This window comes from Nocardia sp. NPDC050697 (assembly GCF_040654395.1).
In the GTDB taxonomy this organism is placed as follows: Bacteria; Actinomycetota; Actinomycetes; order Mycobacteriales; family Mycobacteriaceae; genus Nocardia.
The window spans coordinates 268,738-293,379 of sequence record NZ_JBFAHY010000002.1; the positions used below are offsets into that span (position 1 = coordinate 268,738).

Below are 24,642 nucleotides of genomic sequence, written 5' to 3' on the forward strand. Positions count from 1 at the left end.
CGTTCGCCTGCAGGGGGACGGGCGGATCAGGGGTTCCAGTCGCCGAGGCCGTCGGCGCTGGAGAGGGTGCCGCCGTCGGTGTTCTCCACCACCACGGGATCGCCCTTGGTGGCGTTGTCGAAGAACCACTGGGCATCCTCGGTGCTGAGGTTCAGGCAGCCGTGGCTCACATTGGCCCGGCCCTGCTGCCCCACCGACCACGGCGCCGCGTGCACGAAGATGCCGCTGTTGGAGATCCGGGTCGCGTACTCGACCTCGAGCTTGTAGCCCTCGGGGTCGGTGACCGGCACACCGTAGGTGGAGGAATCCATGGTCATCTTGCGCTGCTTCTCGCCCACGTAGTAGATGCCGTTCGGCGTCTCGTGCTTGGGCTTGCCCATGGAGGTCGGCATCTCCCTGATCACCTCGCCGTTGCGGGTGACGGTCAGGGTGTGGGTGTTGTCGTCGGCGGTCGCGATCACCGCGTCGCCGATGCGGAAGGCGCTGGTGGTGTCGCCCGCCTTCACCGTCACGTCGGTATTGGCCGGCCAGTAGTCGTTCGGCCGCCAGCGCACCTGCTGGTCCGAGCGCCAGTAGAAGTGCCCCGGCGTCTCGGTCGACGCGGTGACCTTGATGGCCCGCTCGGCGGCGCCGCGATCGGCGATCGGCTCCTTGAAGGTGATGACGATCGGCTGCGCGACGCCGACGGTCTCGCCGTCCGCGATATTGATCGACGGCGGCGCGAAGGTCGCCTGCGGCTCCGCGGGCGGGAGCACGGCGCCGTTCGCGGAGCCGGTGTCGATCCCGGGGAGCAGCGGCTCCGCCGGTGCGGGCGCGGCGATCAGGGCAGAGGCCGCCGCGATCGCCGCCGACAGCAGGATGCCCCGCCGGACGCGGCTCACGGTCCCGCTGCTCAGAGCGACATGCATAGGTTTCTCGTCCATTCCATCTCTGCACGCCCACCGGCGCGGCGCGCGCGTGCGCGAAACGCCTGCCGGCGGATGAGATTCTTCGGTGACGCGGAGCCCGATGACGCGACCCCGCACTTGATGACGACCCGACCCTGGCGTCATTCCTACCGGGCTACCCCGGGTCGGGGCCAGTTCTATCGCGGGGTCATAGCTCCATAGCCGAACGGTGAGCCAGGTCACTGACTAGGAGCGACCACTGGTAGGTCCGGAAAAGGTGCCGCTCATAGCGGTCGGAGGTGGGGCAGGGGGCGGGGCCGGACGATCTGGAATCGCCCGCTACCCAAACTTTTCGGTGAGCTAAATCACTCCGAGGCAGGCTGCCCGGACGGCACGTCCGAGCTGAGCCACCGCCCGAACGGCGTCGCCACGCAGCCGCGGCCAGTGGCCGCGTCCCAGGCGAACGCGGCGGTGCCGAGGCAGACGACCTCGCCCGCCTCGGTGCGCACCAGCGCGCGCGAGCCGTCCAGCGCGACGGTGACCGCGAGCGAGCGCGGCGGGACCTCCGGGGTGATGGTGGTCCGCGCGATCGCGTCGCTGCCATAGCCGAGCGCGATCGGAATGCCCGCGCTGCCCTCGCTCACCCCGATGCCGCCCGCGGCGCCGATGCCGAGCGCCCGCGCGCCGGTCGCCGCGCTCGCGTAGCCGACGCCGTCCAGCCCGGTGGCGTGCGCCTGCCCGGAGGCGTCCGAGGCGGCGCGGCAGCCCGCCTTCCCCTCGATCAGAGTCACATCGACGCCGTTCGCCGAGGCGCAGTCGACCCGCGCGGCGGAGGCGGTGCCCGGAAGCAGGAGCGAGGTGCCGACCGCGGCGGCCGAGCAGACGATCGCGCTGATCAGCTTCATGTCGAGTCCCCTTTCGCCCCCGGGTCCACCATACGCAGCCGCTGTCCCGAGCCGTCCACTCGACGCGCTACCCCGGGATGGTGTAAGCATTGCTTGATATTTCCAGCATCGCTATGCCACTTCGGATTCATACGGGGGTACGAGTTCGGAGCGTTACAGGCTCGGGAGGACTGTTTCGTGTCTCGTCTCGTCGTTCGCCGTGTGCTCACGGCCACCTTCGGCGCGGTCGCCGCGCTGACCCTCATCGGGTGTAGCTCCACCGTCACCGGCACGGCGCAGCCCGAGATCGGCAACGGCACCGTGGACGCCGTCTCCACCACGAGCACCCCGAAGCCCTCCGGCAAGCCGTCCAGCGGCAAGCCGACCCCGTCGAAGGCCAACAATGGCGGCGATGTCGACTTCGAGGCCTCGATCGGCGACTGCGTGACGCTCGGCGGCACCATCAACGACGCCACCATCGCCAAGGCGTCCTGCGGCAGCCGCGCCTCCAACTACAAGGTCATCGGCAAGGCGCCGACCAGCGGCGAGTGCATCGGCGACCGGGACAACTACTACGCCGAGACCATCAACAACGTGCAGACCGGCGCGCTCTGCCTCGACATCGACTGGGTGGTCGGCGGCTGCATGGACGTCGGCGGCGACGACCCCAAGCGGATCGACTGCACCGAATCCGCCATCGAGGGCATCAAGGTCACCAATATCGTGCAGGGCACCGACGACGTGAGCGCCTGCAGCAGCGGCTCCGGCTTCAAGTACTCGGACCGCCGCTTCGTGGTCTGCGTCCAGGACCTGTAGCGGTACGCACAACAAAAAGGAGCGGGTGGGCCGATGCGGCCCACCCGCTCCTTTTTTCGCGGGCGGGATCAGATGGGACGGAAGCCGGAGCCGATGCTGTTGCGGCCGTTCAGGTCGTCCATGATCGTCGTCATATTGGTGCCGACCTCGGGGCCGTAGCAGGCGAAGGCCAGGTAGGCGTTGACCATCCCGACCAGCTGGTTGCCGACCACCACCGGCGCGCCGGAGTCGCCCTCCACCACGCACATCTGCGACCAGGTCTCGATATTGGTGGCGAAGACATCGCCCCAGGAGATGCCGCAGGTATTGCCGGTGGTGCGGCCCTCCTTGCAGACGATCATCGGGAACGCGGCCGGCCCGCCGATGCCCGCGATGGTGACATTGCCGACACGGTTCACCGGGGTGACGCGGCCCGGGTCGAACTGGATGACGGCGTAGTCGAGGCGCGGGTCGGAGTGCACGAAGCGGCCGACCACCCCGGCGCCGCGGTCCGCTTCGGCGTACACCTGTGCGCCGGGATCGCCGCAGTGGCCGGCGGTGATCCCCACCAGCCTGCCCGCGCCGTCGAAGCCAACGGTGGTGAGGGTGCACTCGAAGGCGTCGTCGATGACGATGCCGGAGCCACCGCCGAGCACCGGCGCGCCGGGCTGCGCCTGCGCGGCGCCCGCGACGGGGCCGAGCAGCGCCACTCCCAGCGCGACGGTGCAGGCGGCGCGTACCACCGTGGCGAGTTTGCTGAACATGTCCCTCCAGATCTGCCGAAAGCCCGCACGATATCAATCGCTCGCGCACATCGTGTCAGTAATCGCGGCCGGGTGCGGCATCCGCGGGACGACCTGCGATTTCGACAGACGCCACGCCGTGTTTCTTCCATCCGGTGATAGCACACAAGCATTACAGTCTGGAACCCGCCGGTCCGCTCGTGGCCGAAGCGTGACCGCGGAGCCGTCGGCGACCTGATTCGAATTTCGATGAAAGCGATTCGAGAAATAACACTCGTACACTCGCGAACCCCCGCTCATGCGGGTCTTTCTGAAACAGGTTCTTATTGGTTGGATACCGGAAGTCGGAAAATGTCCGAGGCGTTGTCGGGATTCATAGCTCGCCGCGCGCAGTGACCGGTATCTATGACGCCAATCACAGGGGTGTGCTGTGTTCTGGGCTACCCCGTAGTAAGGTGCTCCGAGCGATGCAAGTCGTCGGGGCAGGTAACCGGCGTCGAGAAGGGGTTAGACAGTGCAGTCGACCAAGAGTCCACCCACGGGGTCGCGGCTGAGTGGCGCGGTCGATTGGACCAAGGGGTACTGGGAAGATCACCCCAAGCGATCGCTCGAGACCTTCGGCAGGCAGATCCTCATGGGGATTGCCGCGGTGTCCGAGTTGTTCGTCGCCATATTTCGCCGGCGATTCCCGTTCGGGGAATTCGTGCGGCAATGTGCGTTCATGGCCAATGTCGCCGCGGCCCCCACGCTGCTGGTCGCCATTCCGATCGGCGTGATCGTCTCGATTCAGGTCGGCGCGGTCGCCGGGCAGGTCGGCGCCACGTCGTTCATCGGCGCGGCCAACGGCCTCGGCATCATCCAGCAGGGCGCCCCGCTGGTCACCTCGATCATGATCGCGGGCGCGGTCGGCTCGGCCATCTGCGCCGACCTCGGCTCGCGCACCATCCGCGAGGAGATCGACGCCATGAAGGTCATGGGCGTCGACCCGATGCGCCGCCTGGTCGCGCCGCGGCTCGGCGCGGCCATGCTGGTCAGCCTGCTGCTCTGCGGCTTCGTGGTCTTCGTCGGCTTCCTGACCGGCTACATCTTCAATATCTTCGCCCAGGACGGCACGCCGGGCAGCTACGTCGGCACCTTCTCCTCGTTCGCGGTCACCCGCGACCTGCTGGTGGCCCTGGTCAAGTCCACGATCTTCGGCCTGCTCGCGGCGATCATCGCCTGCGACACCGGGCTGAACACCCGCGGCGGCCCCGGCGGCGTCGCGAACTCCGTGAACTCCGCGGTGGTCAGCTCGGCGATCATGCTCTTCGGCGTCAACCTGATCATCACGCAGATCTACAACGCAATCTTCCCCCCACAGGTGGTCTGAGCCGGTGTCGTCGACATATGTGCCGCCGCTGCTGCGGCCGCTGAACCAACTGAAGCGCACCGCCAAGGCCCCGGTCGACCTGCTCGGCCGCCTCGGGCACCAGGTGTTCTTCTTCCTGCGCGCGCTCGGCTCGATCCCGCTCGCGCTGCGCCAGTACCCCAAGGAGGTCTGGCGGCTGCTCTCCGACGTCACCTGGGGCAACGGCAACCTGGTCGTCGGCGGCGGCACCATCGGCGTCGTGCTGATCCTGAGCGCGTTCGGCGGCATGACCGTCGGCATCCAGGGCCACACCTCGCTGAACCTGCTCGGGCTGAGCCCGATCACCGGCGCCATCTCGGCCTTCGCCACCACCCGCGAGCTCGGCCCGCTGCTCGCCTCGCTGGCCTTCGCCGCGCAGGCGGGCTGCCGGTTCACCGCCCAGCTCGGCGCCATGCGGATCTCCGAGGAGATCGACGCGCTGGAGTCGGTGGCCATCCGGCCGCTGCCCTACCTGGTGAGCACCAGGATCTTCGCCGCCATCCTGGCGATCGTCCCGCTCTACTGCCTCGGCCTGGCCATGGCCTACGTCTCCTGCGCCTTCACCGTGCAGCTCATCGGCGGCACCGCCAGCGGCACCTACCAGCACTACTTCTACCAATTCCTGATCCCGACGGATGTGCTGTACTCGCTGCTCAAGGCGATCATCTTCGTCGCGATCACCACCTTCATCCAGTGCTACTACGGCTTCTTCGCCTCGGGCGGCCCCGAGGGCGTCGGCGTGGCGGCCGGCCGCGCGATCAAGATGTGCATCATCGTGGTCGTGTTCGCCGATCTGTTCATGACCTTGGCCATCTGGGGCGTCAACCCCGGCATCCGGATCTCGGGGTAGGCGATGATCATCGATCCCAGTGGGCGCGGGCCCACCGTCCGGCAGATGCTGATCGCGGGCGTCTGCGGGCTTGTCGTCTTCGCGCTGCTCCTGGTCTTCCTGATGGCGCGCTACCAGGGCTACTTCGTCTCGAAGGTGAACGTGGTCGCGAACCTGACCACCACCGGTGACGGGCTGCCCGCCGAGGCGGACGTGAAGTTCCGCGGCGTGCTGGTCGGCACCGTCGCCGATGTCGAGGTCGCGGCCCGCGGCGAGCTGCAGAAGGTGCAGATCGAGCTGAACCCGGACTTCGCGGGCGGCATCCCGGCGAATGTCACCGCGCGGGTGGTGCCCTCCAACCTCTTCGCCGTCACCTCGGTGGAGCTGGTCTTCAACGGCCCCTCCGACGACTACCTGTCCGAGGGCGACCAGATCGAGGAGGACCGCAGCAAGGGCACGATCGCGCTGCAGGACACCCTGACCACCGTCCGCAATATCCTGGACGAGATCGACCCGGTGCAGTTCGGCCGGGTGATGGGCACGCTCTCGCAGGCGCTGGACGGCAGCGGCCGGATGCCCGGCTCCACCGTCGAGCGCGTCGACCGCTGGCTGACCGCCGTCGACCAGTCCATCCCGAACCTCGGCGTCATGCTGACCGACTTCTCCAACTCCTTCCAGGCGCTGAACGAGTCGGCGCCGGAGCTGGTGACCGTGCTCGGCAGCTCGGTGCAGACCGCGACCACCATCTCCGACCGCAGGTCGGAGCTGGTCGCGCTGATCACCGGCGCCAGCGGCACCTTCGACACCGTCAACAACCTCTTCGCGCAGAACCCGGATGTCGGCAAGCAGGTCACCGCGGGGACGAGCAGCATGTTCGGCTCGCTCGCCTCCGACCCGGCCTCGGTCACCCAGGCGATCGTGAACCTGAACCGCTCGATGCAGAAGCTGAACACCGTGTTCCACTGGGGTCCGCAGCAGCAGATGGTCTGGAACATGGGCATCACCTTCACGCCCTACCAGCCGAACACCGTCGCGGACTGCCCGCGCTACGGCGACCTGGCCGGGCCGAGCTGCTTCACCGCACCCGCGGTCGCCGAGATCCCGCCGCTGCCGGAGTCGCTCTCGCCGCGCAGGCTGGACGCCGCGGCCGGGCTGCCCGCGCTGGTGCAGCTGCCCGGCATGCCGGTGCTGCCCGGGATCACCACCCCGGCCGCCCCCGCGCCCGCCGCGGGCGCGGCGCCGGTGCCGTTCGCCGGAACCCCGCTGGAGGGCCTCTTCCCCATGCTGCCCCCGCTGCTCGGCGGCCCCGCCCCGGCTCCGGCCCCGGCGGCCCCCGCCGCACCCGCCGAGCCGGCCACTCCGGCCGCGCCCATCGCCTACACCGGCGATGCCGCGATCACCAGGTACCTCGGCAGGCAACCCACCGCGGCGGAGTACCTGCTGCTCGGTTCGATTACGAAGGGGATGACGTTGACCACCAGCGGTGACAGCCGATGAGCATCCGCAAGCCGCTCATCGGGTTCAGTCTCTTCGCCATCGTCTCGATCCTCGTCACCGTGCTGGTCTGGAACACGCTGGCACGGGTCGTCGAGGGCGAGACCAACACGTTCACCGCCACCTTCTCCGACGTGCTCGGGCTGAAGAAGGGCGACGACGTGCGGATGGCGGGCGTCCGGGTGGGCAAGGTCGAGAAGATCGACCTGGACACCAACAACGACGCCAGGGTCACCTTCGTGCTGCAGCGCGACCAGACCATCTTCGACGACACCAAGGCGCTGGTCCGCTACCAGAACCTGATCGGCCAGCGCTACATCGCGCTCGCCCCCGGTGACTCGCCGAGCGCGCGTCCGCTGAAGAGCAACGGCACCATCCCGCTGGAGCTGACCGAGCCCTCGTTCGACATCTCGGCGCTGCTCAACGGCTTCCAGCCGCTCTTCCAGGTGTTGCAGCCGGAGCAGGTGAACCGGCTCTCGGAGACCTTCATCCAGGCGCTGCAGGGCGACGGGGTCTCGCTGAGCGCCTTCGTGACCCAGGCGGCCGCGCTGGCCACCGACTTCCAGCGCCGGGACGTCATCCTGACCGACGTGATCACCAACCTCTCCGGCGTGATGTCGGGGCTCGCCAAGCGAGGTGACGAATTGGAGACGCTGGTGACCCAGACCAGGGCACTGATCGGCGGGCTGTACGACCAGGGCCAGAGCCTGCAGCAGTCCACCGTGCAGATCGCCGACGCCGCCGACGCGCTGGTCGGCATGGTCGGCACCATCCAGCCCAAGCTGGCGGCGGCGCAGAACTCCACCAGCGCCGCGCTGACCCTGCTGATCGCCAACGGCCCGGTCCTCGACCAGGCCGCGGTCGACCTGCCCGGCGTGCTCGCCAACGCGGGCAGCTTCGTCTCCGAGGGCAGCTACGCCAACGCCTACCTCTGCGGCCTCGACGTCTCGCTGTACGGGGTGCTCTTCCCGCGCGGGCTGTTCTCGCAGATCGGCGGCAACGGGCATTCGGCGGTGTGCAGGCCGTGATCGCGAAACTCCGCTCCCGCTTTCAGAGCAACCGCTACTTCTGGCTCGGCGTCCTCGGCGCGCTGTTCATCGTGCTCATGCTGATCATCTCCAGCTCGTTCCGGATGCTCGGCGTCGGCGAGCGCTCGCTCGAGATGGAGTTCGCGCAGGCCGCGGGCATCCGGGTGGGCGACAGGGTGAACGTCGCGGGCGTCGCGGTCGGCACCGTCACCGGGGCCGAGCTCGACGGCGACCACGTGGTGATCACCGCCAATGTGAACCGCGATGTCGAGTTCGGCCCGGACGCGCGGGCCGCCATCAAGATGGCCACCCTGCTCGGCGCCCGCTACGTGGATGTCGAGCCGGGCGACGGCAGCGGGCTGCCGGACGACCGGATCCCGCTCTCCAACACCGCGGTCCCGTACAACCTGGCCGACGTGGTGCAGATCGGCACGCCCAAGTTCGAGGAGCTGGACGCCGGCAAGCTGGCCGAATCGCTGAACCTGGTGAACCAGCAGCTCGGCGACTCGCCGCAGCTGGTGGTGCAGGCGCTGGACAGCGTCGGCGCGCTGGCCAAGGTGCTCGACTCCCGCAAGACCGACGTCGACCAGCTGCTCAAGGACATGGACCGGGTCACCCAGCTGCTGGCGGACAACCGCAACAGCGTGCTGCTGGTGATCACCCAGGGCGAGGCCATCGCCGCACGGGTGATGGAGCGGCAGGGGCTGCTGCGCCAGCTGCTGGACAATGTCGCCACGCTGACCAGGCAGCTGCAGGAGATCGGCGCGCAGAACGATAACCAGCTCGGCCCCACCATCGAGCAGCTCAACGTGATGGCTGACGGCCTGCAGAAGAACAAGGACAACCTGGACCGGCTGCTCAGCATCATGCCGCCGTCGATCCGCTACCTCACCAACGCGTGGGGCAACGGCAACTACGCGGAGGTCGGGCTGCCGTGGCTGTTCCCGGACAACTGGCTCTGCTTCGCGCAGGCGATCGAGGGGTGCGAGGGATGAGGAATCCGTTCCGCGTCGACCGGCGGGTGATCAGGGGCGCCGTGCTCGGCGCCGCGGCGCTGGCGCTGGCCGGCTGCTCGCTGCTGCCGAGCTCGGTGAACAACGCCATCGGCAACACCATCGAGATCACCGCCGACTTCGAGAACATCGCCGGCATGTACGAGGGCAACCCGATCCGGGTGCTCGGCATCGATGTCGGCAAGGTGGACAAGATCATTCCGCGCGGCACCTTCGTCGAGGTGCACATGTCGCTGGAGTCCGGCACGACGTACCCGGCCGAGGCGATCGCCGCGGTGGTCTCGCCGTCCATCGTCACCGATCGGCACATCGAGCTGACCCCGCCCTACACCGGCGGTGACGAGCTGGCCGACGGCGACCACCTGCCGCTCTCCCGCACCAGGACCCCGGTCGAGCTGGACACGATGATCAAGACCATCGACCAGTTCGCCGCCGCGCTGAAGCCGCAGCCGGGGCAGGACGGGCTCGGCCCGCTCTCCGGCCGGGTGCTCTACCCCATGCTGGACGGCCAGGGCGAGAAGCTGCGCGACACCCTGAACGCGCTCTCCGGCGCGCTCGCCGTCGGCGTGAACAACAAGGACGCCGTCTCCACCATCATCATCAAGCTCAACGAGCTGACCACGATGCTGGCCCAGAACGACCAGTCGGTGCGGGACTTCAGCAACCAGGTCACCCAGATGACCGGGCTGCTCGCCGAGCAGGCCCCCGGCCTGCAGGCCACGCTGCAGCAGCTGCAGGACTTCCTGGCCAATACCAGCGGGGTCTTCACCCAGTACCAGGACCAGCTGAACGGCAGCCTGGTCGGGCTCACCAACGTGACCCAGCAGCTGCGCGACAACGCCGCCGGGCTGGTCGAGGTGGTCGACGTCGCGCCCATGCTGCTGCAGAACATCGACATGACGATGAACCGCGAGCAGGGCTTCATCCGGCTGCACGGCCTGATCGGCACCGCGCTCTCCGGCGAGGTGATCAGCGTCTTCTGCCAGCGCATCCAGATGCGCGCGGACGGCTGCCGGACCGGGAACATGCAGGACTTCGGCCCGGACTACGGGCTCACCGCCGCACTGCTCGGACTGACGAAATGACGCGCCGCATGATCGGAGTGCGCCGGACGGCGCTGGCCATCACCGCCGCCGCGACGGTGGCGCTGCTCACCGGCTGCGGCATCTCGGTGGAGAACGTGCCGCTGCCCAAGCCGGGCGCCTCCGGCGACACCTACACCATCCGCGCGGTCTTCGAGAACGCGCTGAACCTGCCGGACCAGGCCAAGGTGAAGATCGGCGGCTCGGACGTCGGGGTGGTCTCCGACATCTCGACCAAGAACTTCCAGGCCTTCGTCGACATGCAGATCCGCTCCGATATCGAGCTGCCCGAGGGCACCACCGCCGAGCTGCGCCAGGCCACCCCGCTCGGCGACGTCTTCGTGGCGGTCTCCAAGCCGTCCGCGCCGCCGGGAACGCCGACGCTGCAGGACGGCGACACGCTGCCGCTGGAGTCCACCTCGGCCGGCGCCACCGTGGAGGAGCTGCTGGTCTCGGTCTCCATGCTCTTCAACGGCGGCGGCATCGCCAGCCTGACCCGGCTCGGCACCGAGCTGGACTCCATCTTCGGCGGCCGGGGTGATCAGCTGGCCCACCTGATCACCGAGATGACCGGCGTGGTCGGCAGCCTGAACGACAACAGCGCGCGGATCGACAGCGTGCTCGGCGAGTTCGGCACGCTCTCCACCACGCTGGAATCGCGCCGGGCCGAGCTCGGCCAGGTGGCGGATACGCTGCCGCAGATGATCGGCGCCATCGCCGAGAACAACAGGGCGCTCGGCGACCTGCTGCAGCGCATCGCGGTGACCAGCGCCGCGCTCGGCGACTACGCCACCACCTCCGGCGCCGACCTGGCCTCGCTGCTGGACAACCTGCGCGACCTGATGGACGCGCTCGCCGCCACCGGCGACGATTTCGGCGCCGCGATGGAGCAGCTGCACCTCATCGCGCCGAAGGTGGACGCCAGCTTCCGCGGCAAGAGCCTCGCCGTCTTCGCCACCGTCTCCAACCTGGACATCGGGCTGCTCACCGACCCGCCGAACAGCAAGCTGCCGGACCAGACCGACCTGAACGACTTCGTCGGCAGCTTCATCCAGGTGCTGCAGGTGGTCCAGAGCCGGGTGAACGGAGCGCCGCGATGAACCTGCTGCGGAACAAACTGGTGCTCTCCGGGATCGGGCTGGTGCTCGTGCTGATCGCGGGCGCCACCTACCTCGCGGTCGGCGTCATGCGGGTGAACCCGCTGCGCGACGAGTACACCGTGACCGTCTACCTGGACCGCTCCGGCGGGCTGCAGCCGGGCAACGACGTCACGCTGCGCGGCTTCCGGATCGGCAAGGTCGACGACATCACGCTCACCGACCGCGGCCAGCTGATCGCGGCGACGGCGACCATCGACAGCGAGTACCGGATCCCGGTGGACACCGGCATCTCGGTGCAGGCGCTCTCCGGCGCGGGCGAGCAGTACATCGACTTCCGCCCGGCCACCGACTCCGGCCCGTACCTGGCCGACGGCGCGGAGATCCGCTTCGACCCGGAGAAGATCAAGACCCCCACCCCGGTGTGGCAGGTGCTGGACAACTCCAGCGCGCTCATCGCGCAGGTGGACCCGCAGAAGTTCGGCGTCATCCTGCGCGAGCTCGATATCGCGCTGAGCGGCGGCCCGGACCAGCTGCGCGGCATGATCAACGGGCTCAGCCTGGCCTCGGCCGGGCTGGACTCGCTGCTGCCGCAGACCACCAACCTGATCGCCAACCTGCAGACCATCGCGGCCACCACCGCGAACGCGCAGCCGGACCTGGCCACGCTCACCGCGAACTCGGGCGAGCTCTTCACCCAGTTCAACAATGCCGATGCCGAGCTCAAGGCGCTGCTCGACCAGGCGCCGCAGTACTTCAGCGACCTCGGCGCGGTGCTCAGCGACACCACCGACCCGATCACCGGGCTGGCGACCAACTTCGTCGCGATCACCCGCGGCGCGCAGCTGCGCACCCCCGCGCTCAGCGCGCTCTTCCCCTCGCTCGCGCTCGGGCTGGACGCGCTCGGCGTGCCCGCGCACGACGGCGAATTCCACACCATCGTCGACATCTGGCCCCGGCCGACCTGCTACTACCAGTCGGATTACCTGAAGCCGGAGATCGTCGTCGACGAGACCCTGCCGCGCTGGAACTACTGCGTGAACCCGCCGCCCGGCCAGCAGATCCGCGGCGCCGCCAACGCGCCGCGGCCGGATGTGCCGAACAACGGCGCCTACATCCCGCCGGGAGTCGATCCGAACGAGCGCACGCTCCCCCCCGTGCGCTGAGCGGGCATACTCGCGGCAGTACGACCCGAATATCGGCGCGCCCGCGCCGGGAAAGCGCAGGACTGTATCGATGAGCACCGACGACGCCGGCAAGACCACCGACGAGGCCGGAACCGGCGCGGAGCCCGATGCCGCGGGCACGGGTGACGCCGCGGGCAAGTCCGCCGCGGCGAAACCGGCGGCGGACGCGAGCCCGTCCAAGCTGCCGCTGGTCGCCGCCTTCACCGCGGGCATCTTCGCGGTCGCCGCGGTGACCGCTGTCGTGGTGTTCTGGCGCCAGGCCGATCAGCGCGGCGCCGAGCTGGACGCCGTCACCGAGTCGAAGAGCGCCGCCTGCGAGTTCGGCCGCGCGGTCTCCGAGTACGACTACTCGAAGAACCTGGACCAGTACTTCCAGACCGTGAAGTCCGGCGCCACCGGCGACTTCCTGAAGGAGTTCTCCGACGCGCAGCAGGCGCTCACCGACGCCATGACCCAGGCGCAGGTCAAGTCCTGGACCGACGACGTGCAGTGCGGCTGGCAGTCCGGCGACGACACCACCGCCCGGGTGCTGGTGACGCTCACCCAGTACCGCACCAACTTCACCCAGCCCGCCCCGGACCGGCAGTACGTGGTGGTCATCGCCGACCTGGAGAAGTCCGGCGACAAGTGGCTGGTCGGCAAGCTGGACTCGCCCATGCTCCGCGGTGCGGGCAGTGGTCTCCCCGGCGGCACCGGCACCCCCGCCCCCGGCGGCGCGACGCCCGCCCCGGCCCCCGCGCCCACCCCGGGCGGCTGAGTCCGGATCGGCCGGGCCGACGCGTGATCGGCCCGGCCGATCTGCACCCCGGCCGCTGACTCTCGGCCGGGAGCCGTCAGAACAGGGTCAGCGACGGCACGGGCCGCTCCGGCCGGACCACCGCGACCGGCTCCGCCGTGACCGCGGGAAGCTCCGCGGTCACGGCGTCCGCCACGGCCGCCGTGGCGGCCGCCTTCCGCGCCGCTTCCCCGGCCAGCGCGTCGGCCTGCTCGTTGTAGTAGTTCCCGACGTGCCCGCGCACCCAGCGGAAGCGCACCGGCCCCGGCCGCCCGGAGATGGCCCGGTCGATCTGCTTGACCAGCTCCGCGTTCTTCACCGCGCCCCCGGTGGCGGTGCGCCAGCCGTTCACCCGCCAGGCGGAGATCCACTCCGAGGCGCACTTGATGGCGTAGAGCGAATCGCTCTCCAGCAGCAGCGGCTCCGGGCCGGGGTGCGCGACGATCGCCTCCAGGATGGCGCGCAGCTCGGCCAGCTGATTCGTGCCCGCCGGCGCGCCGCCGCTCGCCGAGCCACCGGCGTGGTTCACCCAGGCCCAGCCGACCGCGCCGCCCGGATTGCGGAGGCAGGATCCGTCGGTGCTCACGATGATCATGGCAGGCACCCTACGCAATCCGGCCGACAAGATCTGTTCCGTGAAATTCCTCGATCTCCCTTCGCAGCTGGGCCTCGGTGCGGCGGAGCGCCGCTCGGACCGCGGATTCGACGGGCCGGGCCAGCAGCCTGGCGAGCAGCCCGGTGGGGGTGGCGTAATCCGCCTCCGAGGTGAGCACCGACCGGCCGTAGCCGAGCGGATCGAAACGCAGCGTGAGCCGGCCCGCGAGCCGGCCGCGCAGGGTATAACCGATAACGACGTTGCGCCGGTAGTCGGTGATCTCGCACTCCAGCCTGGAGCGCCAGGGGCCGAAGCGGGCGCTCGTGCTGAACACGGCCCCGCGGCCGCGATCGAGCTCCCCGGCCGGTTCGAACCCGGCCACACCGAACATCCAGTCCGGGACGAAGCGATGGTTGTCGGCGTAGGTGAACGCCACCTCGACCGGAGCTCCCACGTCACTGGCATACCTGATGTGGCCCATAGGCCCTCCCTGATCCACGGCTGCGGTCAAAAGTACTACAGCAGTCCTCTTTATTCGAGGAATTCGCGGGGGAATCCAGAGATCACGAACTGGGCGGTCGGCTCTTTTCTCGCTGGTCAGCGCCCTCGGGCCGGGGTCGAGCCGAGCGAGTCGAGCTGGTCCACGATGTGCTCGGCGATCGGCATGGCCGAGGTCGCGGCCGGTGAGGGCGCGTTGAAGACGTGCACCGAGCGGGCGGTCCGGCCGAGCAGGAAGTCGTGCACCAGGGTGCCGTCCGGCAGCACCGCCTGCGCCCGGATCCCGGCCGGGTGCGGCCGCAGATCGGTGAGTTCGAGCTCGGGGCAGTAGCGCCTGCACTCGGCGAGGTACCCGCGCCGGAACATCGAATTGCGCAGCTCGCGCGCGCCGGTGCGGAGGTGCGCGCGGGCCAGCCGGTGGAAGCCGCGGTAGCCGAGCACCGCGCGCAGGTCGCGCGGCTCGACCGACCACTTGCGGTACTTCTCCCTGGCCAGCCCGAGCACCGCGTTCGGGCCGACGGTGAGCTCGCCGTGGATGGTCGGGCTCAGGTGTACGCCGAGGAAGGGCAGCGCCGGGTCCGGGACGGGGTAGATCAGCGTGCGCACGAGCTTCGCGCGCTCGGCGGGCAGCCGGTAGTACTCGCCGCGGAACGGAACGATGCGAAAGTCCGCGGGCAGCCCCGCGATCCGCGCCAGCCGGTCGGCCTGCAGCCCGCCGCAGACCACGAGCCGGGCCGCGGTCCAGGCGCCGGCCGGCCCGGCGACGGTCACCCGCTCCGCGGTCTCGGCGATATCGGTCACCGCCGCGTCGTACACCACCTCCGCGCCCGCCGCGACGGCGTCGGCGAGCAGCGCGCGGGCGATGGCCGGGTAGTCGACGATGGCCGTGCCCGGCACGAAAAGCGCGCCGACGCCGCGGATCCGGGGCTCCCGGCGGGCCAGCTCGGCGGCGTCGATCCGCTCCACCTCGACCCCGTTGTCGGCCGATCGCCGGTGCAGCGCCAGCATGCGCTCGTGCTCCACCGAATCCGTTGCCACCAGAAGCTTTCCGCACACCTCGACCGAAATGCCCCTGGCGCGGGCGAAATCGACGGTCCAGCGCGCGCCGCGCCGGCACAGCTCGGCCTTGAGGCTGCCCGGCTCGTAGTAGATGCCGGAGTGCACGACGCCGCTGTTGTGCCCGGTCTGGTGGGTGGCCGCCGCCCGCTCCTTCTCCAGCAGCAGCAGCGTCGCGCCCGGATGCCGCCGCAGAATCCGGTGCGCCGTCGCCACGCCGACGATGCCCGCGCCGATCACGCAGAAGTCGTACGCGGTGGGGCGGGGGGCGGCGGTCATAGCTCCCAGCTCAGCAGATGCCGGGCGCCGCGGGCGCACCGGGGTCAGGTGGTGACGCGGGCGGGGACCTCGGTGCGCTCCAGCCGCAGATCGTGGTCGCCGAGGGTCGGATCGCTGAACGTCACAGTGACCGAACCGCCGGTACCGATCTCCGTCCGGAGCGTCGCCACCGCGCGCGGATCGATCGAGCCGCCGGTGAGCGCGGCGAAGGTGGCATTGGTGTCCACCGTGACCGTGACGCCGCCGCTCGCCGACTCGCCCACGTGCGCGTCCAGGTAGGCATTGCCGACCCGCACGGTGCGGTCGACGGTGGGCTCCGGCGCCGCGGCCGGCTCCGGCCGTGGCGCGGGCTGCACCGCCGCGGCGGGCTCCACGCTCTCCGGCCGGGCCTGCACCGTGCCGGTGATCGCGGCGACCTCCCTGCGCTCGAAGAGCGCGGAGCTGATGGACGGCCGGTTCGGGCCGGCGGGGCGGTGCGGCTGCACCGCGGCGGGCGCGGGCTCGGCCGGGACGGCCGCGATGGTGCCCGGGATCCGATCCGGCAGGTTGTTCACGACGTAGGCGCCCGCCGCGGCGGTGAGCGCGATGCTCGCGGTGCCCGCGAGGACGATGGCGGTATTGCGGGCTATGCCGCGGCGCGGGGTCACGGTCAGGATCTCCGGACCCGGTTCGCTCGTTCTCTGGTTCTCGGTCACGATGCGGTCCTCTCCCTGCGTACCGAACTCCCCTTCGGTTCTGTGGTCGCACCCGGCCCGCACCGTCGGAAGCCGGACGCGCGTCCAGGCTACGGAACCCGGACGGAGCGCGCATACCCCTAGGTAGTCCAGGGTGTGCACAGCCTATTGTCGGCGCCGGACGTGGTGAACGGGTTTCGATCATGCACAAAACGGGTAAATCCCCGGCAGTCGGCGAGCGTCGCGCTCGACCCGCCCCTCAGACTCCCGGCCAACGGCGTCCGGCCGTCGACACGAACGGCGCACATCGACGTGGCGCTCGCCGGCCCCTGCTCGACTCACAACGGCCGTGGGAATCCCCGTTGTGACTCAGCCGAACTGACCCTCCGCCCGCCCGGCCCCGCTCGGCCCGGCGAATGCCTGCGCGATCGTCAGCCACTCCGCCGCATCGGCGCCGCGCGCCCGCACCGCCAGGTCGGCGGGGTGCCTGCGCTGCGTCACCAGCAGGCAGAAGTCGAGCGCGGGGGCGGTGATCCGCTGTTCCGCCTCGGCCGGTCCCCAGGTCCAGAGCGCGCCGTCCGGCGCGGTCAGCTCGATCCGGAATTCGGCCGCCGGCGGGGTCCGGCCGTGCACGGTGTAGGCGAAATCGCGGGTCCGGGCGCCGATGTGCGCCACCGCGCGCAGCCGGCGCGTCGGCTCCCTGGTCACCCCGAGCGCGTCGGCCACGTCCTGGCCGTGCGCCCAGGTCTCCATGAGCCGGGCGGTGATCATCGAGCCCGGCCGCATGGGCGGGCCGAACCACGGCACCTTCGTCCCCTCCGGCACCGCGCGCAGCGCCGCGACCAGGGCGGCGCGCCCGGCGCGCCAGCGCTCCAGCAGCGCGGCGGGCGGGGCGGCGGCCGCCTCCTCGGCGCCCTCGTCCACGAAGGTGGCGGCGCGCGGGCCGACCTCGGTGAGCATGGCGGCGAAGCCCGCCGGGTCGGTGGCGGAGCGCACGGCGACGTCGTCGGTCCAGGCCAGGTGGCCGATCTGGTGCGCGATGGTCCAGCCGGGGGCGGGGGTCGGCAGTCGCCAGCCCGCCGGGCCGAGCGGCGCGACCAGGCGTTCCAGCTCGGCGGATTCATCGGCGAAATCGGCGAGCAGCGCCTCCAGGTCGGCCATGCGACCCAGCATCGCAGCGGCCGCCGGAAAAGACAAGCGCGCGTGCTTGTTTATCTCACCAGCCGAACAGCAGCAGGTGGATCGCGCCGACGCCGAGCCCGAGCACCGCGCCGTGCAGGTACAGCAGCCAGGCGTCCTGCTCCACCGAGGCGTAGAACATCTCCATGAACTCGCCCGGGCTCATCAGCACCAGCTTGCGCGCGGCGAACTCATCGATCTTGTCCGCCTGCTCCCTGGCGAACTCCGCATCCTCCACCAGCGTCGGCGCCAGCCCGACCGCCGCGCCCGCCGCCGTCACCTTGAGGTTGTCGAACTGCTTGCGCCCGAACGCCGCGCGCACCACAGACGTGGTGCGGCCGAGCTGCCGGTTGATCTCCTCGGCGATCAGCCGCTCCAGCAGCTGCCTGGTCTTGTCGCCGTTCGGGCCGTCCAGCAGCTCGGCGGAGAGGTTCGGCAGGGTGAGCACCTGGTAGGCCAGGATGTGCGCGAGGTCGACGGCGGCCTGCGGCTGCCGCTTGGCCAGCAGCGCCTGCCGCCACAGGTACTTGTACCGGGGCTGCGGCTCGCCCGGCTCGAAGACCATCTTGACCGCGATCATGTTCACCAGGACGCCGATCACCGCCGAGGCGAGCAGCACCACCGCCCAGGCCGGGATCGCGCTGATCACCGGCAGCGTGCGGTGCAGGTGCAGGTAGAGCGCGAGCAGTAGCCCGAAGGGCGCGCCGAGCAGCCCGATCTTCACCATGAAGCGCAGCTCCGGCGCGGCGATGGTGGTGGTCAGGTCCTTGAGGATGGTCGGGTTCTGCCGCAGGTAGCGGATGACGAAGCTCTTGATGTCGATCAGCTGGTCGACATTGTCACCCAGCGATTCGAAGGCGCGCCGGCAGAGCGCGGGCAGCTCCCGGTCCACCCGCTGGTAGAGCAGCTGCCGGACCGCGCGCGGGAGGCTGCGCCAGAGCTCCGGGTTCTCCCGCTCCATGAGCTCATCGACCAGCGGCTCGACCTGCTTGCGGGCGAGCACCGCGATGTAATCGGCGATGCCGTCCAGATCCAGCTCCCGGATGAAGTCCCTGGGGCTGCCGATCCGCATGATCGCCATATCCACGCAGATGCTGGCCATCTTCTCCGCGCGGGCCGGGATGAAGCCCTGGAAGCCGAGTTGCTTGCCGTCGCCGGAGAAGGTCGGCAGCACCTGCACCCGGCGCGGGAAGTACGGGTAGAGCACCGAGAGCCCGGGAATCCGCACCCCGCGGAACTGCAGCGGCCAGAACAGCATGAGCACGCCGGTCCAGTTCGTCAGCCACCCGGCCAGCCCGGCGAAGATCGGGAAGGTGATCAGCTCGACCACGAACTTGGACTGCCCAGTGAGTTCTTCCCAGTCGACGAAGAGCCCGGAGGCGAGAGCAGTCACGGCGCGCGGTCCCCCTCGGTCCTGCCGGGTGGTGAGATATCAGGGCCCCAACATTCTCATTGCGCTCGAACCGGTGTCAACGCGCCACGACACCGCCGATGAAGGAGAGGCTCCGTGCCGATTCAGACCGTCGACCTCCCCACCCCGGACGGCACCGCGGACGCGCTGTTCGTGCACCCCGGCTCCGGCACGCACCCCGGCGTGCTGCTCTTCCCGGACGCCTTCGGCCCGCGCCCCGCGCTCGCCGAGATCGCCGAGGCCGTCGCCGCCCGCGGCTACGCCGTGCTGGTGCCGAACCTCTTCTACCGGGCCGGGCGGGCGCCGGTGGTCGAGCTGCCCGCGGTCGTCGATCCGAGCAACCGGCACGAGGTCTTCGACCGCCTCCGCCCGCTCATGGAACAGCTCACCCCCGAGCTCGCGCTCCGCGACGCGGGCGCCTACCTGGACTGGCTGGCCGCCGCGCCCGAGGTGGCGGACGGCCGGGTCGGGCTCACCGGCTACTGCATGGGCGCCGCGCTGGTGCTGCGCACCGCCGCCGCCTACCCGGAGCGGATCGCCGCCGGGGCCGGGTTCCACGGTGGCAGGCTGGCGGGCGACGCCGCCGACAGCCCGCACCTCGGGGTCGACGCGATCACCGCCGAGCTGTACTTCGGCCACGCCGACAACGACCCCTCGCTGCCGCCGGAGCAGATCGAGCGGCTGGACAAAGCGCTGGCGACCGCGGGCGTGCGCTTCCGTGCCGAGGTCTACGCGGGCGCGGCGCACGGCTTCACCCAGCGCGACCTGGCCAGCTACGACGCCGAGGCGGACGCACGGCACCTGCGCGAGCTCGGCGCGCTGCTGGACCGTGCACTGAGCTGAATTCGGCTTACGGCGAGTTCAACTACTCCTACGTCGTCCCCGAACTCCGGCGCCGCGGGCTCTTCCGCACCGACTACACCGGCAGCACCCTGCGCGACCACCTCGGGTTGAGCGCGGCGAGCCTGCAGCCGGTGCCGCGGAGCGCCGCCACCAGCGCCTGACTTCGCCCTCGGCGAACACCCGATCGACCCGGAACAAAGGCCGGACCCCCTGGGTTGAGTGGGCATAGCTCAACTTTCAGAAGGGTCGATATCGTGACTACACCTCGGAACCTGCCGGTGCTGTTCCTGACCGATCCGATCGTGCTGCCGGGCATGGTCGTGCCCATCGAACTGGACGAATCGGCGCAGGCGGCGATCGATGCCGCGCGCGCCGCGAAGGAAGGCCAGGTGCTGGTGGCGCCGCGGCTGGACGAGGGGTACGCGACGTACGGCGTCGTGGCCACCGTCGAACAGGTCGGCAGGCTGCGCGGGGGCGCGCCCGCCGCGGTGCTGAAGGCCGAGCGCCGCGCCCGGATCGGGCACGGGGTGACCGGGCCCGGCGCCGCGCTCTGGGTGGAGGCCGAGCCGGTGGAGGTGCCGCAGGCGGACGGGCGCACCAGGGAGCTGGCCGAGGAGTACAAGAAGCTCGTGGTCTCGGTGCTGCGGCGGCGCGAGGCCTGGCAGATCATCGACGCGGTGAACCAGCTGGCCGAGCCGTCCGAGATCGCCGACACCGCCGGCTACGCCTCCTACCTGAGCGGCGAGCAGAAGCGCGAGCTGCTGGAGACCCCGGACACCGTGGCGCGGCTGACCAGGCTCATCGAGTGGACCCGCGCGCACATCGCCGAGGCCGAGGTCACCGAGAAGATCGGGGACGAGGTGAGGGAGAACCTGGAGAAGACGCAGCGCGAGTTCCTGCTGCGCCAGCAGCTGAACGCCATCCGCAAGGAGCTGGGCGAGGACGAGCCGGACGGCGCGGACGACTACCGCACCCGGGTCGAGCGCGCCGAGCTCCCGGACGAGGTGCGCGAGGCCGCGCTGCGCGAGGTCGGCAGGCTGGAGCGGGCCGGCGACCAGAGCCCGGAGTCGGGCTGGATCCGCACCTGGCTGGACACCGTGCTCGACCTGCCGTGGACCGAGCGGACCACGGACAACACCGACGTCACCGCCGCCCGCGCGGTACTGGACGCCGACCACCACGGCCTGGACGAGGTCAAGGACCGGATGGTCGAGTACCTGGCGGTCCGCGCCCGGCGCGCGGCGCGCGGCCTGGAGGTGGTCGGCGGCCGCGGCTCCGGCGCGGTGCTGGTGCTGGTCGGCCCGCCCGGCGTGGGCAAGACCTCGCTGGGTGAGTCGGTGGCGCGGGCGCTGGGCCGCAAGTTCGTCCGGGTGGCGCTCGGCGGGGTCAGGGACGAGGCGGAGATCCGCGGGCACCGGCGCACCTACGTCGGCGCGCTGCCCGGCCGGATCGTGCGCGCCATGAAGGAGGCCGGGTCGATGAACCCGGTGGTGCTGCTGGACGAGATCGACAAGGTCGGCTCGGACTACCGGGGCGACCCGGCGGCCGCGCTGCTCGAGGTGCTCGACCCCGCGCAGAACCACACCTTCCGCGACCACTACCTGGACCTGGATCTGGACCTCTCGGACGTGCTCTTCGTCGCCACGGCCAATGTCATGGACACCATCCCCGGCCCGCTGCTCGACCGCATGGAGCTGATCACCGTCGACGGCTACACCGAGGACGACAAGGTCGCCATCGCGCGCGACTTCCTGGTCCCCCGGCAGCTGGAGCGCAATGCGCTCACCACCGACGAGGTGACCGTCACCGACGCGGCGCTGCGCGAGATGGCGGCGAACTACACCCGCGAGGCGGGCGTGCGCCAGCTGGAGCGGCTGATCGCGAAGGGGCTGCGCAAGGCGGCCACCAAGCTCTCGGCCGACGGCGCCGGCCCGCTGACCATCGGGCTGGACGAGCTGAAGGAGTACCTGGGCAGGCCGCGCTTCACCCCGGACTCCGCGGAGCGCACCTCGGTGCCGGGCGTGGCGACCGGGCTCGCGGTCACCGGCGCGGGCGGCGACGTGCTCTACCTCGAGGCCAATGCGGCCGAGGGCGAGCGCTCGCTCACCCTGACCGGGCAGCTGGGCGACGTCATGAAGGAATCGGCGCAGATCGCGCTCACCTACGTGCGCTCGCACCTGGCCGAGATCGGGATCGAGCCCGCGGTGCTGGATCGCAATATCCACATCCACTTCCCGGCGGGCGCGGTGCCGAAGGACGGGCCGTCGGCGGGCGTCACCATGGTGACGGCGCTGGTCTCGCTGGCGCTCGGCCGGAATGTGCGCGGTGACGTCGGGATGACCGGCGAGGTCACGCTGAACGGGCGGGTGCTGCCGATCGGCGGCGTTAAGCAGAAGCTGCTCGCCGCGCAGCGGGCCGGGTTGAAGACGGTCTTCATCCCGGCGCGCAACGAGCCGGACCTGGACGAGGTCCCCGCCGACGTGCTCGAGGCGCTGGATGTGCGCCCGGTCGCGGATGTGGCGGAGATCCTCGGCTACGCCATCGAGCCGGTCGCCGAGCCGGCGCTGGACGGTCCGGCCTTCGCCGCCACCGCCTGACCCCGGAACCGAACAGGCCGGGCCACCCCTCGTGGCCCGGCCTGTTCGCGTACCTGCCCGCGCCGGTCCGCGTCTTGCCGGATCGGCCGAGGCGCCCGCACCGGATCCGGGCGGAGTGCGCGGGTGCGACCGACCGACCCTGCCCCGGGGCTGCGCCCCGGGGGCCTCAGCCGAGCTCGCGCTCGACCGCCCTGGTCGTCCCCTGCGCGACGGCGCAGAGAACCGGCTCCGCCGCCCCGTCCTCGCTGAGGATCTCGCACCGCACCACGGCCTGCCGCCGGGTCGAGCCGGTCACCGTCGCCTCCGCGCGCAACCGCGTCCCGGCCGCAGGCCGCAGGTAGGTGATGCTGAACCCGCCGGTCAGCACATTGGAGCCGAGCACGGTGCCCGCCGCGAAGGTCAGCGCGTTGTCCGCCAGGTAGGCCAGCACCCCGCCGTGCACGAAGCCGAACTGCTGCCCGAGCTCAGGGCGGATCGGGATGGCGAGGCTGGCGGCGCCGTCGCCGAAGGCGAGCAGTTCAGTGCCGATGAGGTGCGCGAACGGCTGGCGGTCCAGCACCTCGCGCGCGGAGGTGGCATCGAGTACGACCATGGTTTCTCCGATCAATCCGGGTTCTGCAGGGTGCGCCAGGCGGCGGCCCCGAGTTCGGCGGCCACCTCGGCGGGCGGGCGGCGGATGGCTCCGGCCAGCCAGTTCCGCGCGTACTCCTGGGCCGGGCCGAGCCAGAGCGCGTAGAGCAGGTCGAACTCCAGCTCGCGGACCGCCCCGTACCCGGCGTGCGTGCGCCACCAGCGGGCGACGTCGAGCAGGAACTCCCGATTCCCCTCCTGCTCCTTCGCCCCCGCAGGCGCCGCGCCGAACAGCACCGTGGCCCGCGCCGGCTGCGCGGTGACCCACTCCAGGTGCGCCCGCACCCCCGCGGTCACGCCGCCGTGCGCGTCCGCGCTCGCCAGCACCGCCTGCCGGAAGTGCGCCTGGAAATCGGCGAGCGCGCCGATCCAGACCTGCCGGTAGAGCTCGGCCTTGTCCGGGAAGTGGTGGTACAGCGCGCCGACGCTGGCGCCCGCCGCCTCCCGGATCTGGGCCAGCGTCGTCTCCAGCACGCCCCGCTCGGCGAACTGCTGCTCCGCGGCCAGCAGCAACCGATCTCGAATCCGCACGACCAGAATAATATTCTGTCCTGCCCCAGAACGCCAGATGGTAAGACGGGGAGGTGGCCCGATGGCTGTTGCACGTCGACCTCGATCAATTCCAGGCCGCGGTGGAGTTCCGCCGCCACCCGGAGCTGCGCGGTCTGCCGGTGATCGTCGGCGGCAACGGCGACCCGGAGGAGCCGCGCAAGGTGGTCACCTGCGCCTCGTACCCGGCGCGGGCCTTCGGGGTGCGGGCCGGGATGGCGCTGCGGAGCGCGCAGCGCAAGTGCCCCGACGGCGTCTTCCTCGCGCTCGACCCCGCCGCCTACGACGAGGCATCCGACGAGGTCATGGCGGTGCTGCGCGGCTTCCCCGGCCGGGTCGAGGTCTGGGGCTGGGACGAGGCCTTCCTGGCCGCCGACACCGACGACCCGGAGGCGCTCGCCGCCGCCATCCGCGCGGCCATCGCCGAGCTCGAACTGACCTGCTCGATCGGGATCGGCGACAACAAGCTCACGGCCAAGCTCGCCACCGGCTTCGCCAAGTCGATCGGCAAGGCGTCGGCGGCCAACCCGGGCGCCGAGCCGGAGCACCGCGCCGGGGCCGCGACCGGCACCTTCCGGCTCACCGCGGCGAACTGGGTCGAGGTCATGGGGCAGCGCCCGACCGACGCGCTGTGGGGGGTCGGCCGCCGGATCGCGGCCCGGATGGCCGCGCTCGGCATCCACACGGTGGCCGACCTCATGGCCGCCGACCGGGACCGGCTGGCCGCCGAGTTCGGCCCGAATACCGGCCCCTACCTGTTGGCACTCGGCAATGGCAGGGGCGACACCGAGGTCAGCACCGAGCCGAGGGCCGCGGTGGGGCGCAGCCGGTCCGAGACCTTTCCGACCGACCTGACCGACCCCGCGGAGATCCGCGCCCAGGTCGCGCGGCTCGCCACCGGGCTCGCCGAGGAGCTGGCGGCGGCGGGGCGGGTGAGCACCAGGGTCTCGGTCACGGTGCGGACCAGCAGCTTCTTCACCCGCAGCAAGCAGCGCAAGCTCGCGGAGCCGAGCGCCGATATCGCGCTCATCGCGGAGGCCGCGGTCGCGGTGCTCGACCGGTTCGAGCTGGACCGCCCGGTCCGGCTGCTCGGGGTGCGCCTGGAACTCGTTCCCGAGTGAGCCCCTCGT

General features: G+C 70.8%; 24 protein-coding genes. 13 read left to right on the forward strand and 11 right to left on the reverse strand.

Features of this window, described 5'->3' with window-relative positions:
* Window positions 1-26: 26 nt before the first annotated feature.
* Together AB0H71_RS08785 and AB0H71_RS08790 are read right to left on the reverse strand one after the other, a co-directional pair.
* A complete protein-coding gene (locus AB0H71_RS08785) occupies window positions 27-908 on the reverse strand; it encodes a L,D-transpeptidase (protein ID WP_357016836.1) in 882 nt (293 codons plus the stop codon).
* Between the two features lie 344 nt (window positions 909-1,252).
* Window positions 1,253-1,792 carry a DUF6764 family protein gene (locus tag AB0H71_RS08790; protein ID WP_357016839.1) on the reverse strand — a complete coding sequence of 180 codons (540 nt, stop codon included), beginning with the start codon at window positions 1,790-1,792 and terminating at the stop codon, window positions 1,253-1,255.
* Between the two features lie 177 nt (window positions 1,793-1,969).
* Here AB0H71_RS08790 and AB0H71_RS08795 point away from each other — a divergent pair, with 177 nt between their 5' ends.
* Complete coding sequence (locus AB0H71_RS08795) at window positions 1,970-2,587, forward strand: hypothetical protein (RefSeq protein ID WP_357016842.1); 618 nt, start codon at window positions 1,970-1,972, stop codon at window positions 2,585-2,587.
* Window positions 2,588-2,655: 68 nt separating this feature from the next.
* On the opposite strand, the gene AB0H71_RS08800 is transcribed toward AB0H71_RS08795, so the two are convergent.
* On the reverse strand, window positions 2,656-3,330 hold the full coding sequence (locus AB0H71_RS08800) for a S1 family peptidase (RefSeq protein WP_357016845.1): 675 nt from the start codon (window positions 3,328-3,330) through the stop codon (window positions 2,656-2,658).
* A gap of 529 nt (window positions 3,331-3,859) precedes the next feature.
* On the opposite strand from AB0H71_RS08800, the gene AB0H71_RS08805 reads away from it, so the two are divergent.
* The 9 genes from AB0H71_RS08805 to AB0H71_RS08845 all read left to right on the forward strand — a co-directional run bounded on the left by AB0H71_RS08805 (window position 3,860) and on the right by AB0H71_RS08845 (window position 13,183).
* Window positions 3,860-4,678 carry an ABC transporter permease gene (locus AB0H71_RS08805; RefSeq protein ID WP_357018425.1) on the forward strand — a complete coding sequence of 273 codons (819 nt, stop codon included), beginning with the start codon at window positions 3,860-3,862 and terminating at the stop codon, window positions 4,676-4,678.
* Between the two features lie 4 nt (window positions 4,679-4,682).
* A complete protein-coding gene (locus AB0H71_RS08810; RefSeq protein ID WP_357016847.1) occupies window positions 4,683-5,546 on the forward strand; it encodes an ABC transporter permease in 864 nt (287 codons plus the stop codon).
* Between the two features lie 3 nt (window positions 5,547-5,549).
* Window positions 5,550-7,022, forward strand: coding sequence for an MCE family protein (locus tag AB0H71_RS08815; protein WP_357016849.1), 1,473 nt, complete (start codon window positions 5,550-5,552; stop codon window positions 7,020-7,022).
* Window positions 7,019-8,047, forward strand: a complete 1,029-nt coding sequence (locus AB0H71_RS08820) for an MCE family protein (RefSeq protein WP_357016852.1) — start codon at window positions 7,019-7,021, stop codon at window positions 8,045-8,047. Before AB0H71_RS08815 ends, AB0H71_RS08820 begins: the two co-directional genes overlap by 4 nt.
* Entirely contained in the window at window positions 8,047-9,042 is a 996-nt protein-coding gene (locus AB0H71_RS08825; RefSeq protein ID WP_357018428.1) for an MCE family protein, read from the forward strand. Before AB0H71_RS08820 ends, AB0H71_RS08825 begins: the two co-directional genes overlap by 1 nt.
* Window positions 9,039-10,145 carry an MCE family protein gene (locus tag AB0H71_RS08830; RefSeq protein ID WP_357016855.1) on the forward strand — a complete coding sequence of 369 codons (1,107 nt, stop codon included), beginning with the start codon at window positions 9,039-9,041 and terminating at the stop codon, window positions 10,143-10,145. Before AB0H71_RS08825 ends, AB0H71_RS08830 begins: the two co-directional genes overlap by 4 nt.
* A gap of 8 nt (window positions 10,146-10,153) precedes the next feature.
* Window positions 10,154-11,242 (forward strand): MCE family protein, encoded by a 1,089-nt coding sequence (locus AB0H71_RS08835; RefSeq protein WP_357016857.1) that lies wholly within the window; start codon window positions 10,154-10,156, stop codon window positions 11,240-11,242.
* Complete coding sequence (locus tag AB0H71_RS08840; protein ID WP_357016860.1) at window positions 11,239-12,405, forward strand: MlaD family protein; 1,167 nt, start codon at window positions 11,239-11,241, stop codon at window positions 12,403-12,405. The genes AB0H71_RS08835 and AB0H71_RS08840 overlap by 4 nt, the downstream gene beginning before the upstream one ends.
* A 70-nt stretch (window positions 12,406-12,475) precedes the next feature.
* The gene (locus AB0H71_RS08845; protein ID WP_357016864.1) at window positions 12,476-13,183 is read left to right on the forward strand and encodes a hypothetical protein; all 708 of its coding nucleotides are present in this window, start codon (window positions 12,476-12,478) and stop codon (window positions 13,181-13,183) included.
* Between the two features lie 76 nt (window positions 13,184-13,259).
* On the opposite strand, the gene AB0H71_RS08850 is transcribed toward AB0H71_RS08845, so the two are convergent.
* From AB0H71_RS08850 to AB0H71_RS08875, 6 genes are all read right to left on the reverse strand, one after another.
* Window positions 13,260-13,796 (reverse strand): ribonuclease H, encoded by a 537-nt coding sequence (locus AB0H71_RS08850; RefSeq protein WP_357016867.1) that lies wholly within the window; start codon window positions 13,794-13,796, stop codon window positions 13,260-13,262.
* 10 nt (window positions 13,797-13,806) lie between these two features.
* Window positions 13,807-14,307, reverse strand: a complete 501-nt coding sequence (locus tag AB0H71_RS08855) for an SRPBCC family protein (RefSeq protein WP_357016870.1) — start codon at window positions 14,305-14,307, stop codon at window positions 13,807-13,809.
* Window positions 14,308-14,393: 86 nt separating this feature from the next.
* Complete coding sequence (gene lhgO / locus AB0H71_RS08860) at window positions 14,394-15,629, reverse strand: L-2-hydroxyglutarate oxidase (RefSeq protein ID WP_357016872.1); 1,236 nt, start codon at window positions 15,627-15,629, stop codon at window positions 14,394-14,396.
* A gap of 44 nt (window positions 15,630-15,673) precedes the next feature.
* Window positions 15,674-16,324 carry a hypothetical protein gene (locus tag AB0H71_RS08865; protein ID WP_357016875.1) on the reverse strand — a complete coding sequence of 217 codons (651 nt, stop codon included), beginning with the start codon at window positions 16,322-16,324 and terminating at the stop codon, window positions 15,674-15,676.
* A 348-nt stretch (window positions 16,325-16,672) separates the two neighbouring features.
* Window positions 16,673-17,464 (reverse strand): TIGR03084 family metal-binding protein, encoded by a 792-nt coding sequence (locus tag AB0H71_RS08870; protein ID WP_357016878.1) that lies wholly within the window; start codon window positions 17,462-17,464, stop codon window positions 16,673-16,675.
* A 55-nt stretch (window positions 17,465-17,519) separates the two neighbouring features.
* Complete coding sequence (locus tag AB0H71_RS08875; RefSeq protein ID WP_357016881.1) at window positions 17,520-18,875, reverse strand: hypothetical protein; 1,356 nt, start codon at window positions 18,873-18,875, stop codon at window positions 17,520-17,522.
* 114 nt (window positions 18,876-18,989) lie between these two features.
* Between AB0H71_RS08875 and AB0H71_RS08880 the strand changes: the two genes are divergently transcribed.
* Both AB0H71_RS08880 and lon read left to right on the forward strand, forming a co-directional pair.
* On the forward strand, window positions 18,990-19,736 hold the full coding sequence (locus AB0H71_RS08880) for a dienelactone hydrolase family protein (protein ID WP_357016883.1): 747 nt from the start codon (window positions 18,990-18,992) through the stop codon (window positions 19,734-19,736).
* A 254-nt stretch (window positions 19,737-19,990) separates the two neighbouring features.
* Complete coding sequence (gene lon / locus AB0H71_RS08885) at window positions 19,991-22,333, forward strand: endopeptidase La (RefSeq protein ID WP_357016886.1); 2,343 nt, start codon at window positions 19,991-19,993, stop codon at window positions 22,331-22,333.
* Between the two features lie 166 nt (window positions 22,334-22,499).
* Here the strand turns inward: lon and AB0H71_RS08890 are convergent, their stop codons facing one another.
* Window positions 22,500-22,925 (reverse strand): PaaI family thioesterase, encoded by a 426-nt coding sequence (locus tag AB0H71_RS08890; protein ID WP_357016889.1) that lies wholly within the window; start codon window positions 22,923-22,925, stop codon window positions 22,500-22,502.
* 11 nt (window positions 22,926-22,936) lie between these two features.
* Complete coding sequence (locus AB0H71_RS08895) at window positions 22,937-23,494, reverse strand: TetR family transcriptional regulator (RefSeq protein ID WP_357016891.1); 558 nt, start codon at window positions 23,492-23,494, stop codon at window positions 22,937-22,939.
* 53 nt (window positions 23,495-23,547) lie between these two features.
* Between AB0H71_RS08895 and AB0H71_RS08900 the strand changes: the two genes are divergently transcribed.
* Window positions 23,548-24,633, forward strand: coding sequence for a DNA polymerase IV (locus tag AB0H71_RS08900; RefSeq protein WP_357016894.1), 1,086 nt, complete (start codon window positions 23,548-23,550; stop codon window positions 24,631-24,633).
* Window positions 24,634-24,642: the final 9 nt, after the last annotated feature.

What these genes read in the sequence shown, in the direction of transcription:
- AB0H71_RS08845 (WP_357016864.1), top strand. Translation starts at nt 12,476, where the DNA reads ATGAGCACCGACGACGCCGGCAAGACCACCGACGAGGCCGGAACCGGC.
- AB0H71_RS08835 (WP_357016857.1), top strand. Translation starts at nt 10,154, where the DNA reads ATGATCGGAGTGCGCCGGACGGCGCTGGCCATCACCGCCGCCGCGACG.
- AB0H71_RS08820 (WP_357016852.1), top strand. Translation starts at nt 7,019, where the DNA reads ATGAGCATCCGCAAGCCGCTCATCGGGTTCAGTCTCTTCGCCATCGTC.
- AB0H71_RS08800 (WP_357016845.1), bottom strand. Translation starts at nt 3,330, where the DNA reads ATGTTCAGCAAACTCGCCACGGTGGTACGCGCCGCCTGCACCGTCGCG.
- AB0H71_RS08785 (WP_357016836.1), bottom strand. Translation starts at nt 908, where the DNA reads ATGCATGTCGCTCTGAGCAGCGGGACCGTGAGCCGCGTCCGGCGGGGC.
- AB0H71_RS08890 (WP_357016889.1), bottom strand. Translation starts at nt 22,925, where the DNA reads ATGGTCGTACTCGATGCCACCTCCGCGCGCGAGGTGCTGGACCGCCAG.
- AB0H71_RS08840 (WP_357016860.1), top strand. Translation starts at nt 11,239, where the DNA reads ATGAACCTGCTGCGGAACAAACTGGTGCTCTCCGGGATCGGGCTGGTG.
- AB0H71_RS08790 (WP_357016839.1), bottom strand. Translation starts at nt 1,792, where the DNA reads ATGAAGCTGATCAGCGCGATCGTCTGCTCGGCCGCCGCGGTCGGCACC.
- AB0H71_RS08830 (WP_357016855.1), top strand. Translation starts at nt 9,039, where the DNA reads ATGAGGAATCCGTTCCGCGTCGACCGGCGGGTGATCAGGGGCGCCGTG.
- lhgO (WP_357016872.1), bottom strand. Translation starts at nt 15,629, where the DNA reads ATGACCGCCGCCCCCCGCCCCACCGCGTACGACTTCTGCGTGATCGGC.
- AB0H71_RS08870 (WP_357016878.1), bottom strand. Translation starts at nt 17,464, where the DNA reads ATGGCCGACCTGGAGGCGCTGCTCGCCGATTTCGCCGATGAATCCGCC.
- AB0H71_RS08815 (WP_357016849.1), top strand. Translation starts at nt 5,550, where the DNA reads ATGATCATCGATCCCAGTGGGCGCGGGCCCACCGTCCGGCAGATGCTG.
- AB0H71_RS08850 (WP_357016867.1), bottom strand. Translation starts at nt 13,796, where the DNA reads ATGATCATCGTGAGCACCGACGGATCCTGCCTCCGCAATCCGGGCGGC.